Genomic DNA, 17,035 nt, shown 5'->3' with positions numbered 1-17,035 from the left:
AGTATACAGGCTTGTACGAACCTAGCCCTGGGGAACGAACCGAGCGGTCAACCGGTAACCTAGCCCAATGAACATTGACCTGCTCAAAGAACTTTGCGAAGCCCATGGCGTTCCCGGCCAAGAAGACGCCATCCGCAAGATCGTCCACCGGGAACTCAGCCCGATTTGCGATGTCCGCGTGGACTGGATGGGCAACCTTATTTGCGAGCGCAAAGCGACGGTGGCTACCAAGAACCCGAAGAAGCTGATGCTCGCGGCGCACATGGACGAAATCGGTTTCGTGGTGAAGTACATCGACGAAAAGGGATTTTTGAAACTGCAAACGCTGGGCGGTTGGGACGCCCGGCAAATGGCCAGTCAGCGCGTGTTTGTGCACGCCGAGGCCGGCCCGCTCAACGGCACCCTCATGGCGAGCGGCAAGCCCAAGCACCAACTTTCGCCGGAAGAAGCGAGCAAGTCGCCGAACATTGAGACGTTTTTTGTGGATTGCGGCCTTTCCGCCGAAGAAGCCAAGGCCAAGATCAAGCTCGGCACGATGGTTACGATGAATCGTCAGCTGCAGGAAATGGGCAGCCTCATCACCTGCAAAACCATGGACGACCGCGTGGCCGTTTTTGTGATGATTGAGGCGGTGAAGAAGGCCGCGAAGCACGGTGTGGACCTTTACGCAGTGGCGACTGTCCAGGAAGAAATTGGCCTTCGCGGGGCGACCGCCGCGGGCTCGGGCCTGCAGCCTGATCTCTGCGTAGCGATTGACATTACGCTGGCCAACGATATTCCGGGCGTTCCGGATTCGGACGCCGTGACCCGCCTGGGCGAAGGCACCGCGATCAAAATCATGGACAGCTCGCTGATTTGCCACCCGAAAATGGTGGATCACTTCACCAAGCTCGCCGAGAAGAACAAGATCAAGCACCAGTTCGAAATCTTGAGTGGAGGCGGCACCGACGCAGGTGGCGTGCAGCGACAAAACGGCGGGATCCCGGCGTTCACTCTCAGCATCCCGACCCGCTACGTGCACACCGTGAATGAGACTGTTCACCGCGACGATGTGCAGGCGAGCATCGACATCCTCGCCGCGTACATCGAAGACGCCCACAACGGCGACTACTCCTACTCGCTGTAAGGGCGATTCATTCATAATGGAAGCGTGAGACTGCCCAAAGGATTTTGGATCACGCTTCCGCTTAGCGCCCTCATTGCGGGGTTGGGCGGCATCCTTTTCCTCAAGGTCAACTCCGAGCGCCGTCCGGGCGAGTTTCCTTCCCGCCATCCCGTGAGCGAAGACCTGCGAAAGAAAGAGTCGGCCAAGCTCATGCAGGTTGCGCCCGAGATAAGTGGCACTGATGCCTTTGGCGACAAGATTCAACTCACCGAGTTTCGCAACGGCAAACCCGCCGTGGTCCTTTTTATCCTCCACGACTGCCCGTGTAGCATCGAGGCGCAAGAGACGTTCAACACGCTCTACATCACAAACCAGCGGTACGTAACGTTTGTGGGCGTTGTCAAGGGCACGCAGAAGGAAGCTCGGCGCTTCTTCAACGAAACGTCTTGCGCGTTCCCCGTGGTGGCCGACGAAACCGGCGCCTGGGCCAAGGCTTACGGCGTTAAGCGGTCGGTTTACAACGCCCTGATTACGCCGGATGGCAAGATCGCCAAAATCTTCCCGGGCTACTCGAAGACCGTGGCCAACCAGATCGGCGAGTGGTGCGCCAAGTACGCGACCGAGCGGGTCGCGCCGATGACCTTTGATTCCGCGCCGAAGATCGAGACCGCTGGCTGCGAGTTTTTCCCCGAATGAACACCTTCGGTCATTTGTTCCGCGCCACGACGTTCGGCGAATCCCATGGTGGTGGCGTCGGCGTGGTCATCGATGGATGCCCGGCCCAGATCGCCTTAGATGTTGAGGCCGTGCAGCGCGACCTGGATCGTCGCCGACCCGGCCAGTCGCATATCGTCACGCAGCGCAAGGAGTCGGATCAAGTCGAGGTGCTCAGCGGCGTGCTCGACGGCAAAACCCTCGGCACACCGATCGCCATGCTCGTGCGGAACACGGACCACCGAAGCGGCGATTACGACGAGATGGCGACGAAGTACCGCCCGAGCCACGCCGACTTTGCCTACGATCAAAAGTACGGCATTCGCGCGGTGGCTGGTGGTGGGCGATCATCGGCGCGCGAGACCATCGGTCGCGTTGCCGCGGCGGCGGTGGCCAAGCTCGTCTTGCGCCAATGGTTTGGGGTGGAAGTGCTGGCGTATGTGCAGCGCATCCACTCCCTAGAGACCGCGATTGACCCGCTAAGCGTCACGCTTGAGCAGATTGAGGCCACGCCGGTTCGCTGCCCCGACCCGCAAATGGCGGCGAGCATGATCGCGCACATCGAAGAAATCCGCAAGGCCGGCAACAGCGTCGGCGGCGTGATTCAGGGGGTCGCTCATGGGGTTCCCGCGGGCTGGGGTGAACCCGTGTTTGGCAAGCTCGAGGCCGAGCTCGCCCGGGCCGTGATGAGTCTTCCCGCCTGCAAGGGGTTCGAATCGGGCTCCGGGTTCGCGGGCACCTGGCAAACCGGCTTGGAGCATAACGACCACTTTGTGGCGGACAACGGACACGTGACGACCAGCAGCAACAACTCGGGCGGAATTCAAGGCGGCATCAGCAACGGAATGCCGATTCTCATCCAAGCTGCGTTTAAGCCAACGGCGACCGTTTTGCGTCCGCAACCCACGGTGACGACCGCTGGTGAGAACACCGAACTCACCGGTCGCGGCCGTCACGACCCGTGCGTATTGCCGCGCGCGGTGCCGATGGTCGAGGCGATGATGGCGCTCGTTTTGGTGGATGCTGCTCTTCAACAAAAAGCGCGTTCTTCAACTGGGACGGCTTAACAATTTCTTAATCTTATGTCGGCTAGAATGACAGACGTGGACGCGACGACCCAAGAAGCCCCCGTACAAACCGGGCAAATGTTTCCGTTGGACCCTGTTGCCGAGCCATCGCCATCTATGACTCCGGTTGAGCCCAAAGTCCAAGCCACGAACGTCAACTTTTTTTACGGTCAGTTCCAGGCCCTTCACGACGTTAGCATCCTCATTCCGCCGCGCCAAATCACGGCGTTGATCGGCCCGAGCGGCTGCGGAAAGTCCACCTTCTTGCGCTGCCTTAACCGCATGAACGACCTGATTGACAACACCCGCATTGATGGGCGCGTGCTGCTGGATGGCGTGGATATCTACAGCCAAGAAGTTGACCCCGTCGCCCTGCGCAAGGTCGTCGGCATGGTGTTTCAAAAGCCAAACCCGTTCCCGATGTCCATCTACGACAACGTCGCCTACGGCCCCCGCATTCACGGCGTGAGCGACCGCTCAAAGCTTGACGAGATTGTCGAGCGCAGCCTGACCAGCGCGTTCCTTTGGAACGAGGTCAAGGACAAGCTGAAGGAGAACGGCAACGCGCTCTCCGGCGGTCAACAGCAGCGGCTCTGCATCGCGCGCACCATCGCCGTGGACCCCGAGGTCATCCTCATGGACGAGCCGTGTTCGGCGCTCGACCCGATCGCCACGCGCCGCATCGAAGACTTGATGCAAGAACTCCGCAAGGAGTACACGATCGTGATCGTGACGCACAACATGCAGCAGGCTCAGCGCGCGAGTGACCGCACGGCATTTTTCCACCTCGGCAAACTCATCGAGTGCCAGGAAACGGCGGAACTCTTTACGAGCCCGACCGAAAAACTCACGGAAGACTACATCACCGGTCGCTTCGGTTAATCTCGCTTTTTGATCGAGCGGGCCGGGCTGCCGACGACGACGTCGCCCGCCTCAACTGGCTTGGTGACCACCGCGCCCATGCCGACCACGGCGTTGTCGCCGACGGTGGTTTTGTTAATCACCGCCGCGCATGGCGCGACCCACACATTCGCCCCGATCTTGGTGCTGCCGGCGATCATGGCGTGCGCAATCACAAGCGAATTCTCGCCAATGTCGCAGCCGTGCGCAATGTGCACAAGGTTGTCAACCTTCACGTTCCGCCGCAAGCGGGTTTCGCCGAGCACGGCGCGATCAATGGCGGTGTTGTTGCCGATTTCGACCCCATCCTCCAGGACCACCACGCCGAGGTGCGGAATCATCACGTATTGGCCGTCAATGTCGCGCTCGTAGCCAAATCCTGCTCCGCCGATGGTGGAGTTAGCGCCGATGGTGACCCGGTGGCCGATGCGGGTTCCGGCTTTTACGACAGTGTTGGCGTCAATCACTACTTCATCGCCGATCTGGCAGTTGGGCTCGATCACGACGTTCGCCCCGATAAAACAGTTGTGCCCCACCGGACTTTCGAGCACCGCCGATGGGTGGGTGCCCACGGGGCGGGTCGGCGCGAAGAAGCGCTCCAGCGCGGTTTGAAATGCTCGGCGTGGTTCGTCCACGACGAGATAGGTGACACCCGGGATTAGCTCGACGCCCTCTATGCTGGGCACGATGACGGCCCCGGCGCGGAAGTCGGCGAGTTTGCCGATCGACTTGGCGTTGCACCAGGCGAGCACGGTCGGATCCTCGTTGGCGCCCAACACGACTGCGTTGGCGATCTGGCCGTCGGTTGGGCCGATGACTTGCGCCCCGATCGCCGCCGCCAGTTCGGCAACGGAGATCACAAACTCACCTTCCAGCGGATGACTTCGAAGCTTTCGGCGAGGGCATAGCCCGACTGAATACCGCGCACATGCGCGAGGCTGCGCAGCGTGGCCTCGTTGGAATAACTGCGGAATCCTTGCGACTCGTAGGCGGCGAGTGCCCGCACCTTCGCCATCAGCTGATCCTCGCTCACCTCCACAAACAGCGGGTTGTCAAGGGTCAGATTGTTCCAAGGCAGTTCGAAGCCCCAGATGGTGCTCTTTTTGCCCGCCCGAATTGCCTCCTGCGCGATGACTTGATGATCCTGGTGGATGTCGCTGCGCATCGGACAAAGGACGAGATCGGGCTGCAACTCCTTGACCAGGGCGACCATTGCCTCGAGGATTTCCTGTCGGTCGCGTGGGAAGTAGCGAACATTGAAATCCAGCACCCGTACATCTTTGATGCCTAGTTGGGTGTGCGCGGCGACAATCTCTTGTCGGAGGACCAGAGGATCGAAGCCCGCCGGCACCGATTCGCGGCAATCGGAAAATGCGACCGAGGTGATCGCCGCGCCTTCCTGCTGGAGCCTTGCGAGGGTCGCGCCTGCGCCCAATTCGGCGTCGTCGGTGTGAGGAGCGAGCACCAACACTCTTTGAAATCCGAGTTGCTTAGCCATGAACCTTGGTCAGGCTTATTGTCCCACGAATCGGGGCCACGTGCGCACCCCGCACTCGGGTAAGAATGAAGCATGAGGGCTCGTTTTCCTTCGCTTTTCGTTTTGGCGGTACTCGCCTTAGGCACCTCCAGCTCGGCTCAAGTTAACAGCGCGTTCTTTGACGCCCTCACCGGTCGCGAAGTAGGCCCCATGAACATGGGGGGGCGCATCGCCGACCTCGCCGTGTTCGAACAGGACCCGCGCATCTTCTATGTGGCGACGGCGAGCGGCGGCGTGTTCAAAACCACCAACGCGGGCATGAGCTATGAGCCGCTGTTTCAGCAAGAAAGCTCGATGAGCATCGGCGCGATTGGCGTGAGTGCCACCAACTCCGACATCGTGTGGGTGGGCACCGGCGAGGCCAACAGCCGCAACTCGACCGCCTGGGGTGACGGCATTTACAAGTCGACCGACGGCGGCGAATCGTGGACTAACATGGGCCTCAAGACCAGCCGCCACATCGGTTCGGTCGTGGTTGATCCGAAGTATCCGGACACGGTTTTCGTGGGTGCGCTCGGCAACCTTTGGGCGACCGGTGGCGAAAGGGGCCTCTTTAAGACCACCGATGGCGGCAAGACGTGGGTAAACACATTGAAGACCGATGCCGACACCGGCATCATCGAGATCATTCAGAACCCGAAGAACAACCGGGAACTGTTTGCCGCCACGCTTCAGCGACGCCGCATGCCGTACAACTTTCTGAGCGGAGGCCCCGGATCTGCCCTTTGGAAGAGCACCGACCACGGCAACACGTGGCGCAAGATTACGAAGGGCCTTCCGCCCGGACCGTGGGGTCGCATTGGGATGGACTACTTCATGGCTAACCCCAAGGAGATGGTGCTTACGCTAGAGCGACCGGTCACCGGTGACCTCAAGGCGAATTCGCAAGGCGAGACTTCTGGCGGCATTTTCCGCAGTAGCGACGGCGGCGAATCGTGGACTCGCACGAGCCTCATCAACCCGCGCGCGTTCTATTTCAGCATTCCGCGATTCGACACCAGGGACAAGGACCGCATCTATATCCCGGGTGTCGAACTCCACATCAGCAAAGACGGCGGACGCACCATCCGCACCACGAACGTTGACGTTCACGCCGACTGGCATGCGCTGTGGGTAAATCCCGCCGACCCGAATCACCTGATCGCCGGTGTTGACGGCGGCGTTTATGTCAGTCGCGACAAAGGCACCACTTGGGAGATGCACGACCGCATGAACATCGGTCAGTTCTATGGCATCGCGTTCGACATGCGCAAGCCCTACTGGGTGTATGGCGGCCTGCAAGATAACGGAAGTTGGGCGATTCCGACCCAAACCGAGCGCGGATTCCTCGGCCCGTGGGACGCCGTGAGCCTCAGCGGCGGCGACGGATTCCACGTGCAAGTGAACCCCGACGACTACCGCTGGGTATTCAGCGAATCGCAGGGCGGCGCGGTGCAACGCACCAACCAGGAAACCGGCCAAGGAGGCTCGGCGCGCCCGGCCGGCGCAGGTCTGCGCTTCAACTGGTCCACGCCCATCATTCTTTCTTCTTGGAATCCCGAAGTCGTCTATGTGGGGTCGCACCGACTCCACCGCAGCACGAACAACGGTGTCACCTACACCGCGATTAGTCCCGACCTCACTACCAATGACGCGTCGAAGATGAAGGTCGGTGCGGGCAGCGTAAGCCCGGAAAGCACCTCGGCCGAACTGCACTGCACGATTATCACCATCTCCGAGAGTGCCAACAAGCAAGGCATCATCTGGGTAGGCACCGACGACGGCAACGTGCAAGTCACCCAAGACGATGGCGCGACGTGGACCAACGTGACGCCCGGTGTGGACACTGGCCTTCCGAAGGGCACCTGGGTTTCGCGGGTCACGGCTAGCAAGTACGTCCTTGGCCGCGCTTACGCCACATTTGACAATCACCGCTTTGGCGATTTCAAGCCGTATGTTTTCGTGACCGAAGACTTCGGCAAGAATTGGAAGCGCATTGACGCCGGAATTCCGGATATTGAATCCACCTACGTCATTAAGGAAGGCGTTCAGAACGAGAGCCTGCTGTATCTCGGCACCGAAATGGGGCTGTACTTCAGTCTCGACCGCGGCGCGACATGGAGCAAGTTCAAGAGCAACTTCCCCGCCGTCTCCGTTCACGACGTGGCGGTGCATCCGCGCGATCTTGATCTGGTCGTCGGCACCCACGGGCGCAGTATCTGGACGATCAACGTCTCGGCGCTGGAAAGCCTGACGCCGGCCAACTTGGATCGCTCGATCTTCCTTTGCCCGCCGGCGCCGGCCTACACGCTCGGTCGAGCGCGCGGCGATGGTCACGAAACCACTCACTGGCGCTTGCCGAACAGTCAACCGAACGTCACGGTTTTCTTCCACATGAAGAAGGCACCGAACACCAAGCCGACCGTGAGTCTGCAAACCGCCGGTGGTCAGAGCATCAGTTCTCTGGAAGGTGAAGCGAAAGCCGGTCTGCAAAGTGTGCGCTTCCCTGTCCGCAACTTGGGGGCCGGAACCCGAGAACTTCGGGTGGTGCTGAAGGTTGGCGACGTGGAGCAAGCAACGACGGTTCGGGTGGAAGATGTCTCCGGCAACATCCACCAAACCAAATAATCTGCATTAGTTAGCCATTAGTTAGGCATTAGTTAGAGAAAACACCGCTAATTTCGGCGGTGTCTTCTCTTATACTAGGGCGATAAGGCCATGCTCACACTCAAGCAAGCTCGTCGCATCGCTCCTGCCCTGCTCCTCAGCATTCTCGTGCTGCAGTTCTTGGCTGGGTGCGCCGGAATCTTTGGCGGAGGCTCCTCCGCCGTCGCAGGAACCGCGCTCCTCAAGGCGGGTGGCGTGTCGTCGCACATTGTTTCGAGCCGCTCGCGAGAGTTGGCCTACGCCACGCTGAAGATTCGGACATCGGTGGCCACGTCGGAGGTTAGCGCGACCGGAGAGGGTTCGACGATGATCTACAACGGCGGGCCCCAGTTTGCCGAAGTCGTGGATGCCGAAGGGCGCACCGTGTTCTCGAACTACGTAAGCGCCACGGCACCCGACTTTACCGTTGCGACAACCGCCCGTTCGCTTGCTTATCTTGTGCTTGCTGGCCCGGGCCTCAAGCGCGAGGGCCGCATCAAGTTGCTGGAGGAGGTCAACACGATCTCGGGGTACAGCGACTTAGAAGCGGCGATCCTCGCGCAACACAACGCGCTTGGCTATCTTGACGTGGACGATGCGGCGATTAAGGCTGCGCTGGAGACCATGACCACCTCGGCCTACAACCGCGGACGCGGCGTCATTGTCGAGCCGACGAACCGCAGTGGTCTGGCCGTTGATACGAGCGTGGATAGCGCGCTCACCGTGCAAAACACCTACTTGCGTCGCGTCCAACTGTACTTCCGTCGCACCGGCTACAAGGACGCCGCGGGCAACCAGGTGGACGAAAACAACGAGTACATGGTGCAGGACATTCCGCTCGTGGCCCGTTACGGCGGTGTCACGGGTACGTTGGATGGATTCCTCAAGGGTGACGTTGCTTACTCGCCGCAATCGAACACGCCGGCTTTCCTGATTCCGCGCTATCCGGCGACGGCCAAGCAAACCCAATATGAGGTGTATGCGCTCGGCCCGGGCGGCCACTTAGGGGACTTCTCGGCCGCTCCCGCCGACATTAAAAATGCGCAAGGCATTGTCGAGTTGAAGGCGCTATTCCTCGACGCGTTCCTGGTGTTTATCGCCAACGTGGCGATCCCGGTGGGCGGCGATGAGATTGACGGCTACCTCAAGTTCGTGGGCGCCAACGCGGCGGTCACCGACCTGATCGGCAACCTCAAAACGAACGTGCCGCAGCTAGGCGAACTTCTTGGCCAGGGCCAGTACATGGATGCGCTGAAGGCGCTGGTGAACTCGGCTTACACCAGCAACACGATTCTCCCGTTCTTGGCGCAGCTGACGCTCGATTTCATTGATCAAAACGCCAACCTCTCCGATGCGACCTACGACCAAATCTTTAACGGATTCAAGGGTCTGCTGGACAAGATGGGCAAGATTGACATCGGGTTCACCATCGCCGATTTGGTGATTCTGTTCGCCGACGTCGCGCGCTCCAACAAAATCGACCGATTCGAGGTGATTTCGACGCCTGGTAAGGTGACGTTGCAAGTGGGTCGCACCCCACTGCGCCCGACGCAAAAGACCACGGTGCGTGCGATTATCCAAGATAAGGACCCGGCCGGCACGTACGAGTACCGCTGGCGCGTCTCGCCGAACAACAACTATTGGCTCGACGACCGCGACCTTGATGGCACGGATGACGCGGTCGGCGGCATCCTCATCACCGGCGACGACGTGGTCGAGGCGAACAGCTTCATCACCACGAAAGGCACGGCCACCGTGGATTGCGAAGTCTGGCGCGTGGACGGCAGTCGCCGCAAGGTCGCCGACGCCGACAGCGTGAACGTGGTCTTCGATCCCGAAGCAACCAACGTGAGCACGGCGAACTACGTGGTGCAAGTGGAATCTCGGACCTATGAACTGAGTAGTGCCTGGGTCGGTCGTTACAGCGGAGACTATGCCATCTATGCCCTGGTGCCGAAGACCGACTTAGCGTTCTACTACCGGTTCACAGGCACCGGAGCAACAGCCAGCGGCTACAACTATCAATATGGGCGCTACACGCCAATTCCGAACGATGTGCTTGGCGCCGCATCCTATTCCGAGTACCTCACGGCACCGGCGGCCGGTTACATCAAGGTCATGCTGAAATCCGGTTGGGATGGACTCGTCGGCGGACACTCGACACAAGCGGCGGCGAGAGCGAGTCTGGATGCCAACATCGCACCTCGCCTGGTCATCTACAACTCGATGAGCCACGTCGTTGAGGCGTACCTCCCGGACAACTAGGAGTTTGGCCCCCAGCATCTACGCTGGGGGCCAAATTTTTATGTCGAATTTGCGGCCATTCCCAAGAAATTGCTGTATGAATAAGTGAGGGCTCGTGGTATCCGATGGATATCTAGCCCACGGGCTCAGAGGAACCTTATGGAAGTTACTTTTAGAAATGCCCATGGAGAACTAAGCTCCCGCGACCGCGCTTACGCGGTGAAGAAGTTTGGATTCCTGGACCGCTTCCTGAACTCCGCCTCACGCGCTGAGGTTGTCCATCGCGAAGAAAATCACGAACACATCGTGGAAGTCACGGTGTTTGCCGATGGCAAAACCATTCGTTCGGTTGAACACAATCTGAACATGCGCGCGGCGATTGACAACGCCAGCGAAAAGCTCATGAATCAGATGCGGCGCGCCAAAGACAAGCTAGTTCGTCGCAAGCGGGCCTAGGGCCTCGGCGACGGGTGCGGGTAGTTCGGCGGGCCCTTCAAAATCTAGGGCCGGCTGTGCTACCGGCACCGCCAAGGCCGGCAACTCTTGCAGGTCGCGCAAGTTGAAGTAGTGCAAGAACTGCTGGGTGGTGCCGTACAGCACCGGACGCCCCGGCGTGTGACGCCGCCCGACATCGCGGATGAGGCGACGCTCCAACAGCACGCGGACTGAGTAGTCGCACTGCACCCCGCGCACCGCCTCAAGTTCGGCAAGCGTCATGGGTTGCTGATAGGCAATCACGGCGAGGGTCTCCATAAGCCCTTTACTGAGCCGTTGCTTCTGCGGGCGCAAGAACCGCGTGATCTGCTCGGCGTACTGCGGCTTGGTGGCCAACTGATAGCCACCGGCGATATTCACGAGTTGCACCGCCGAGCCGCGGCTGAGAATCTCGGCCAGTTCGCGCAGTGCTTCCTCGACCTCGATCCGTTCGCACTGCAGCGCGTCGGCAATGGACTGGGCGCTGGCTGGTTGGTCCGCGACAAAAAGCAGCGCCTCGACCTCGAAAATGCGGCTCATGCCGGATACCCCCGGGCGAACAGCACATCGTCGTCGCCGAGCATCAACTCAGCCCGACCGTGGCGGATGAGCTCCAGCAGCGACAGGAACCACCACACCGCCTCCGAACGCGTAAACGGCGCCGGCACGAGGTCCACCAGGCTCGTGAACTCGTCGGTGAGCGAATCCCACACCGTCTCCATCATCTGCGAGAGTGATCGGCGCGGCTTGTTGAGAATCTCGGGCGGATCGGGAATTGCCTTTCGCAGCAGCCGTTCAAACGCCCGCGAAAGGTCGCCGCTGGTGACCTGCCCCAGCGAAAACGGAATCTCGTACGCGTCACCCGCCGCGCTGCCACGGAAGTAAATCTGGTCGCGACTTTCTTCCAGCCGCATAAATGCCTCGATCACTTCGCCGTATTCGCCGATCGTCGGATCCACGAACTCAAGTTCCGGCGATTCCTCAGCTTTGTCTTCAAAGTTGGGGATGATCGCCCAAGACTTTTGCTCCACCAGGTAAGCCAAGGCAACGGTGGCGGCGGCGGCTTGGTCGAGTTCCTCGGGGTGCAACTCCACCAGGTAGTGGATGTACGCCATGCAGATGGGCGCGAGCGGCACGCCGAGCAGGTCCACCTTGTGCCGGCGCACCATCTCAAAAAGCGTGGCCAGCGAACCCGAAAACGCATCGCACTCCACCTGAATGGGCGGCGGAGCGACGACCCCCAACGAGGTCACGCTAGCTTCGGGAATCTGCGGCTTCAACTAAGGAACAGACGATTTGCGGGCGGGGAAAACTCCGCCTTTAGCGAATCGCTTGCTCGGTTTCGGCATCAAAGATGTGCAACGCGTCGAGGTTAATCGAGAACTTCGCCGCGGTTTGCTCCTGAATCTTCGAGGAAGAATCCACCGACGCCTGGAACACCTTGTCGCCCATCTTAAGGAACGCAACGTACTGGTGGCCGTGCGGCTCGATGACATCAACCGTGGCCTCAATCGTGTTGTCCGGCGTGGTCGGAATCGGATTCGTCATCGTCGCGTCGTAGATGCTTTCCGGGCGAATGCCAAGCGTGACCTTCTTGCCCACCATGCTGATGGCGGGGTGGTTCTTCGGCAAGGCCAAACGAAACTGCCCGGTGTCCACGTGCGCGTCATCGGTGACCGTGGCATCGAGGAAATTCATGGGCGGCGCGCCGATAAACCCAGCCACAAACTTGTTGGCCGGCTGGTTGTAGACCATCTCGCTGGTATCGCACTGCTGTAGCAGCCCGTCCTTCATGACCGAGATGCGCTGACCCATGGTCATCGCTTCGACTTGGTCGTGAGTCACGTAGATGGTGGTGATGCCGAGCTGGCGGTGAAGGCGAATCAGTTCGGCGCGGGTTTGGATCCGGAGCTTGGCGTCGAGATTGGAGAGTGGCTCGTCCATCAAGAAGACCTTGGGTTTGCGGACGATCGCGCGCGCCAGGGCGACACGCTGGCGTTGACCGCCGGAGAGTTCCTTCGGGCGGCGTTGGAGCAAGTGCCCAATGTCGAGCATTTTGGCTGCTTCCTGCACCCGGGCGTCAATGTCTGCGCTAATGCGCTTGGCTTCGGCGCGGTGCGAAAGCTGCCAGAAGAAGCCCTTGAGCTCGCGCAGACGCAGGCCAAACGCGATGTTGTCGTACACCGTCATGTGCGGGTAGAGCGCGTAGTTTTGGAACACCATCGCGATGTCGCGATCCTTGGGCGGCGTGTCATTCACGCGGTCGGAGCCGATCAGCAGATCACCGCTTGTGGACTCTTCGAGCCCTGCGATCATGCGCAGCGCGGTGGTCTTTCCGCAACCCGAAGGGCCGACCAACACCATAAACTCGCCGTCGCGAATGTCGAGGTTCAGGTTGTCAACGGCCTTGACATCTTTGCCAAAGACCTTAGTGATGTTTCGATAAGTTACGCCAGCCAATCCGTCGTCTCCAAAATACGAATTCTCAGTATAGCCCTAACCTTAACGGATCACGTCGAGGGGCTTCATCGAGCGCCATTCGCCGCGCGTAAAGTCGGGCACATCAATGCTCTGCGAGCGGTTCTTGACCGACCATTCGCTGAGCGGGCCAACCACCGACCACGCCGCGCCATCGTACACGTCTTGATCCATCGGTAGCCCATTGCGTAGGCAGTAGATGATGCGCCACAGCATGATAAAGTCCATGCCGCCGTGGCCGCCGGCTTTCTTCGCGACCTCGCCCATGCGCCCCCATAGTGGGTGCTCGTACTTCTTCATCAGCTTATCGAGCTCAGCGCCTTGAACCCAGCTTTCGGTCGAGGGCGTTTCGCCTTCGATCACGCAGCGGTTGGGAAATCCGCCCCAAATGCCCTTGGTTCCCTGCACCAGGTTCAGGCGGTTGTAGGGGCGTGGCAATTGCTCGTCCCATTGCACCACCAGCGATCGGCCGCGAACGGTCTTGATGATCGAGGTGTTGAGGTCGCCGCACACAAAGTTCAGCTTGGCGTGGGGATTGCCCGCCTTCAGCTGCGGCTTAAAAAGTTCGCGAGCCATGCTCGGCGAACTCACCGAACTTAGGTAGTCAAAGCGGTCGCCGCGATTGATATTCAGGTACTGAGCCACCGGACCCAGCCCGTGCGTGGGATACAGGTTGCCGTTGCGCTTGGCATAGTGCAGCGTGCGCCAGGAGCCGGTGCCGTGTCCGACTTCGTTCATCTGCCAGCGCAGATCGTGAATGTACGCGCCTTCGGCGTGCAGCAACTCGCCGAACACGCCCATGCGGCACATGTTGAGCACGAGCAGCTCTTCGCGGCCATAGCAAACGTTCTCCATCATCATGGCGTGGCGCTGGTTGCGCTCAGCGGCGTCCACAATCTGCCAGCACCCTTCGACGCTGATGGCCATGGGAACCTCGACAAAGGCGTGCTTACCGCTGTTCAGCGTATCCACCGACATCGGCACGTGGAACTCCCACGGCGTCGCGATGAACACTGCGTCAATGTCGTCGCGCTCCAGCATCTTGCGGTAGTCCCAGTCGCCGCCTGCCCCATAACTCGCCGGAGCGGGGCGTCCTTTCGCCTCAACTCCTTTGATGGCGGCCATGCGCGAGGGCTCGTGCGTATCGCAAATCGCGATAATCTCGACGCCGTCCATTTGCATGACTTGCTCCACATGGCCGCTGCCGCGCGCGCCAACGCCGATGAACGCGCAGCGAACCCGATCGAGCGGAGCCGCGGCGTATCCCGCTACCGATTTTTGGCCGGCTTTGGGCTTGGGAGCTTTCATCCGCGCCGATTTCAGGCTGTCAGTTTCGAGTTGGGTGCCAGCCATACTGCTGGCGGCAATCATGAAGTCGCGGCGGCTCATTTCCATAGTGCGTAGTTTAGACCACGGCGCAGGTATAAATGACTCGTGATCCGCCGAACATTCTTGCCCCTGTCCATGCTCATCGTGCTTTGTGGTTGCGGAGGCAATGGCGGGAGTGGTCTCGGCACCACCACCGCGCTCTCGGTGACCCCAGCGGCGACCTCGGTGGAGTTTGGGCGCACGGTGCAACTGTTGGCGGTTCCGACCGGCGGGCTTGAGCCCGTTCAGTGGAGCGTCACCGGCCCCGGCACGGTCTCGACGAGCGGCCTTTTCACCGCGGGAAGCGCCACGGGCACCGCAACCGTGCGCGTGGCCGTGGTCCGCAACCCCAGCATCTTCGCGACGAGCATCATCAGCGTCGGACCGGGCGTAACCGTGGATGTCAATAGCTTGGGTTCGAAGGTCGTGGTGCCTCGTAGCCGCATCCGTCTCACGGCGACCGTCGCCGGGACGAGCAACCTCAATGTCACCTGGAGTGTGCCGGGCGGCAGCGCGAGCGGGACAATCGCCTCCGACGGAACCTACACCGCGCCGAACGCGGCGGGCACCTATCTGGTCACGGCTCGATCGCAGGCCGACCCCACGAAAACCGACGACTTTAGCATCACGGTGGCGGCCAACGCGAGTGTGCGATTTAACATGACGGGCGGGGCGACCTTCACGCTGGCCCTTCGTCCGGACAAGGCGCCGGGCCACGTGGCCAACTTTGTGTCGCTCGTGAACGAGGGCTTTTACGATGGCATCGTGTTCCACCGCCGCGAAGACCTCTCGCCGTCGAACTCCATTCCCGATTTCATTGTGCAAGGCGGCGACCCCCTGACCAAGACTCTGCCGCTCACCGACCCCAGCATCGGCACCGGCGGTCCGGGCTACACGATTCCGTTCGAGACCAACGACTTGGTGCACGACCAATACGCGCTAGCGATGGCGCGCAGCTCGGGCATGGACACGGCCGGCAGCCAGTTCTACCTTTGCCAGAATGCGGTGCACTTCCTGGATGGCAACTACGTGGTCTTCGGCTCGGTTTCGGCAGGAACTGCGGCCGTGGACAACTTGCGCCGAGGCGATGTGATCACGTCGGCGGTCACGCAACCGTAATTTGGCGACCAGTAGCCTACCGCGCAGCTCGCACATTACCAAAAAACTTTGGCGTAAACTGAGCATCCTGAACGCCAATTGGGCACATGGTCCATGTCAGTCATTCCTGTGACGGACTTTTTCCGGCACGCTCAGATTAGGTATGGACGCCTCGGTAAAAGGTGGTTTTCGCCCGGACCCCACATGGCTATCCTCGGGGCTAGCTGCGCATCGCAGTGTTGAAAACTTTGAATAAACATTGTCAAAAGTGTTGCCAGCCAGAAAATTATGCGATAGAATGCGCTCTAGACGTTTCTTGAATTGACTTTTAGAAAATCGATTTCTGCTCTCATATTGGTTGCCCTCAGCCAGACTAGCCTGGCTGGAAAGTCGTTGGACTTCCGAAGCGATATCACAAGGTTACAACGGCGGAGAATTGGGGGCCGCACGGCTGGATAACTGTGAGAGCCGCAGATAGAATGGAGGGGGCAATTACTGGTTCACCGCACGGGCCGCATATTCATCTGTTCAGGAGAAGTTATTAAGGTGCTAATCTCGATTTCATTTTTATTGCTTAGTACGGGAACTTCTGGAACTCTCAGTTGGCACCAAGGAAAGTGGTCCGAAAAGCCGGACGCTCTGTTTGCAGATATTCAAGCACTGAACTCAGTCTCGGCCTTGGAATATAAGCGTTATGAAACCGCGTTCACAGCCGCCGCCAAAGCGAAGCATTCGAGCCCGGTAGAAAAGGCTCGATTCTTGTTGCTGGCTACATTGTCCAGGACAAACTGGAATGGGGCCATTCATCCAAAAAATGTTCTCCATCCAAAAGTCGCATCATATCTCGGTGAATTCGAGAAGGGACTTACCTCCAAGTCCATTGCTACCGCATGCTACCTCTCTTATGTGTTTAGCCCGGCTGAGGTGCCCATTCGGTTCGATGTAGCTCTGCAACTCATCGAATCGTGGCACCCGAACCAATATCTTTTTCAGGCACTCCTCAAGCATTCTCAAAAAGACACTAACTTTCGCCGCATGCGCGGGGAACACTACGACCGAGAGGCTTCCGGCGCGGCCTTGCTCAAGATTGGAAAATCGCTCGTCAAGCGCATGGAGCAGCACTCGCCCGGCACTTGGCACTCCATAGCCGTCGAGAGGTACCTCGCGGATACCTTGTGTATTGGCATGGGATACCGGCACAAAGAAATGCTGCAGATGGAGATAGAGGCCTTTCGGAGACTGATCAGTAATGGGACCACCCCGCCAGGCACCAAAGCAATCTCCGAAAAATTGTTAGCACAACGAAAGCTTCGGTTGGAGCGCATCGAGAAGGGCCTCTTCAAGCCCTCTTAGTCAGAACGACTCCCGTACGGGTTCTACCCTACGAGGATGAATCATGGGCGACTCGTTACTCTTCGCTGGCAC

The 17,035-nt window shown here is 59.7% G+C and carries 15 protein-coding genes; 9 read left to right on the top strand and 6 right to left on the bottom strand.

Annotation, left to right across the window (positions count from 1 at the left end):
* Positions 1-67 precede the first annotated feature (67 nt).
* From JNJ45_05965 to JNJ45_05950, 4 genes are all read left to right on the top strand, one after another.
* Positions 68-1,126, top strand: a complete 1,059-nt coding sequence (locus JNJ45_05965) for a M42 family metallopeptidase (GenBank protein MBL8048211.1) — start codon at positions 68-70, stop codon at positions 1,124-1,126.
* Between the two features lie 24 nt (positions 1,127-1,150).
* On the top strand, positions 1,151-1,801 hold the full coding sequence (locus tag JNJ45_05960; protein MBL8048210.1) for a redoxin domain-containing protein: 651 nt from the start codon (positions 1,151-1,153) through the stop codon (positions 1,799-1,801).
* Positions 1,798-2,886 carry a chorismate synthase gene (gene aroC / locus JNJ45_05955; protein ID MBL8048209.1) on the top strand — a complete coding sequence of 363 codons (1,089 nt, stop codon included), beginning with the start codon at positions 1,798-1,800 and terminating at the stop codon, positions 2,884-2,886. The genes JNJ45_05960 and aroC overlap by 4 nt, the downstream gene beginning before the upstream one ends.
* A gap of 117 nt (positions 2,887-3,003) precedes the next feature.
* Positions 3,004-3,768: a phosphate ABC transporter ATP-binding protein gene (locus tag JNJ45_05950; GenBank protein ID MBL8048208.1), complete on the top strand. Its 765-nt coding sequence runs from the start codon at positions 3,004-3,006 to the stop codon at positions 3,766-3,768.
* On the opposite strand, the gene JNJ45_05945 is transcribed toward JNJ45_05950, so the two are convergent.
* On the bottom strand, positions 3,765-4,646 hold the full coding sequence (locus tag JNJ45_05945) for a hypothetical protein (GenBank protein MBL8048207.1): 882 nt from the start codon (positions 4,644-4,646) through the stop codon (positions 3,765-3,767). The genes JNJ45_05950 and JNJ45_05945 overlap by 4 nt on opposite strands.
* Positions 4,643-5,284 carry a PIG-L family deacetylase gene (locus tag JNJ45_05940; protein MBL8048206.1) on the bottom strand — a complete coding sequence of 214 codons (642 nt, stop codon included), beginning with the start codon at positions 5,282-5,284 and terminating at the stop codon, positions 4,643-4,645. Before JNJ45_05940 ends, JNJ45_05945 begins: the two co-directional genes overlap by 4 nt.
* Positions 5,285-5,356: 72 nt before the next feature.
* Between JNJ45_05940 and JNJ45_05935 the strand changes: the two genes are divergently transcribed.
* The 3 genes from JNJ45_05935 to raiA all read left to right on the top strand — a co-directional run bounded on the left by JNJ45_05935 (position 5,357) and on the right by raiA (position 10,648).
* Positions 5,357-7,930 carry a hypothetical protein gene (locus tag JNJ45_05935; GenBank protein ID MBL8048205.1) on the top strand — a complete coding sequence of 858 codons (2,574 nt, stop codon included), beginning with the start codon at positions 5,357-5,359 and terminating at the stop codon, positions 7,928-7,930.
* 90 nt (positions 7,931-8,020) lie between these two features.
* Positions 8,021-10,213 carry a hypothetical protein gene (locus tag JNJ45_05930; protein MBL8048204.1) on the top strand — a complete coding sequence of 731 codons (2,193 nt, stop codon included), beginning with the start codon at positions 8,021-8,023 and terminating at the stop codon, positions 10,211-10,213.
* Positions 10,214-10,351: 138 nt separating this feature from the next.
* Positions 10,352-10,648 (top strand): ribosome-associated translation inhibitor RaiA, encoded by a 297-nt coding sequence (gene raiA, locus JNJ45_05925; GenBank protein ID MBL8048203.1) that lies wholly within the window; start codon positions 10,352-10,354, stop codon positions 10,646-10,648.
* Here raiA and scpB read toward each other — a convergent pair.
* From scpB to JNJ45_05905, 4 genes are read right to left on the bottom strand one after another with little or no spacing between them, the layout of a single operon-like run.
* Positions 10,625-11,206, bottom strand: coding sequence for an SMC-Scp complex subunit ScpB (gene scpB, locus JNJ45_05920; GenBank protein MBL8048202.1), 582 nt, complete (start codon positions 11,204-11,206; stop codon positions 10,625-10,627). The genes raiA and scpB overlap by 24 nt on opposite strands.
* Positions 11,203-11,946 (bottom strand): hypothetical protein, encoded by a 744-nt coding sequence (locus JNJ45_05915; protein MBL8048201.1) that lies wholly within the window; start codon positions 11,944-11,946, stop codon positions 11,203-11,205. The genes scpB and JNJ45_05915 overlap by 4 nt, the downstream gene beginning before the upstream one ends.
* Before the next feature lie 40 nt (positions 11,947-11,986).
* Positions 11,987-13,126, bottom strand: coding sequence for an ABC transporter ATP-binding protein (locus JNJ45_05910; GenBank protein MBL8048200.1), 1,140 nt, complete (start codon positions 13,124-13,126; stop codon positions 11,987-11,989).
* Positions 13,127-13,168: 42 nt separating this feature from the next.
* Entirely contained in the window at positions 13,169-14,533 is a 1,365-nt protein-coding gene (locus JNJ45_05905; GenBank protein ID MBL8048199.1) for a Gfo/Idh/MocA family oxidoreductase, read from the bottom strand.
* 45 nt (positions 14,534-14,578) lie between these two features.
* On the opposite strand from JNJ45_05905, the gene JNJ45_05900 reads away from it, so the two are divergent.
* Together JNJ45_05900 and JNJ45_05895 are read left to right on the top strand one after the other, a co-directional pair.
* Positions 14,579-15,631: a peptidylprolyl isomerase gene (locus tag JNJ45_05900; protein ID MBL8048198.1), complete on the top strand. Its 1,053-nt coding sequence runs from the start codon at positions 14,579-14,581 to the stop codon at positions 15,629-15,631.
* Between the two features lie 525 nt (positions 15,632-16,156).
* Complete coding sequence (locus tag JNJ45_05895; GenBank protein MBL8048197.1) at positions 16,157-16,963, top strand: hypothetical protein; 807 nt, start codon at positions 16,157-16,159, stop codon at positions 16,961-16,963.
* Positions 16,964-17,035: the final 72 nt, after the last annotated feature.

The organism is Chthonomonas sp., assembly GCA_016788425.1.
Classification (GTDB): domain Bacteria; phylum Armatimonadota; class Fimbriimonadia; order Fimbriimonadales; family Fimbriimonadaceae; genus JAEURQ01.
The sequence above is the reverse complement of the archived record's forward strand: the minus strand, read 5'-3'. Positions and strand labels throughout refer to the sequence as shown.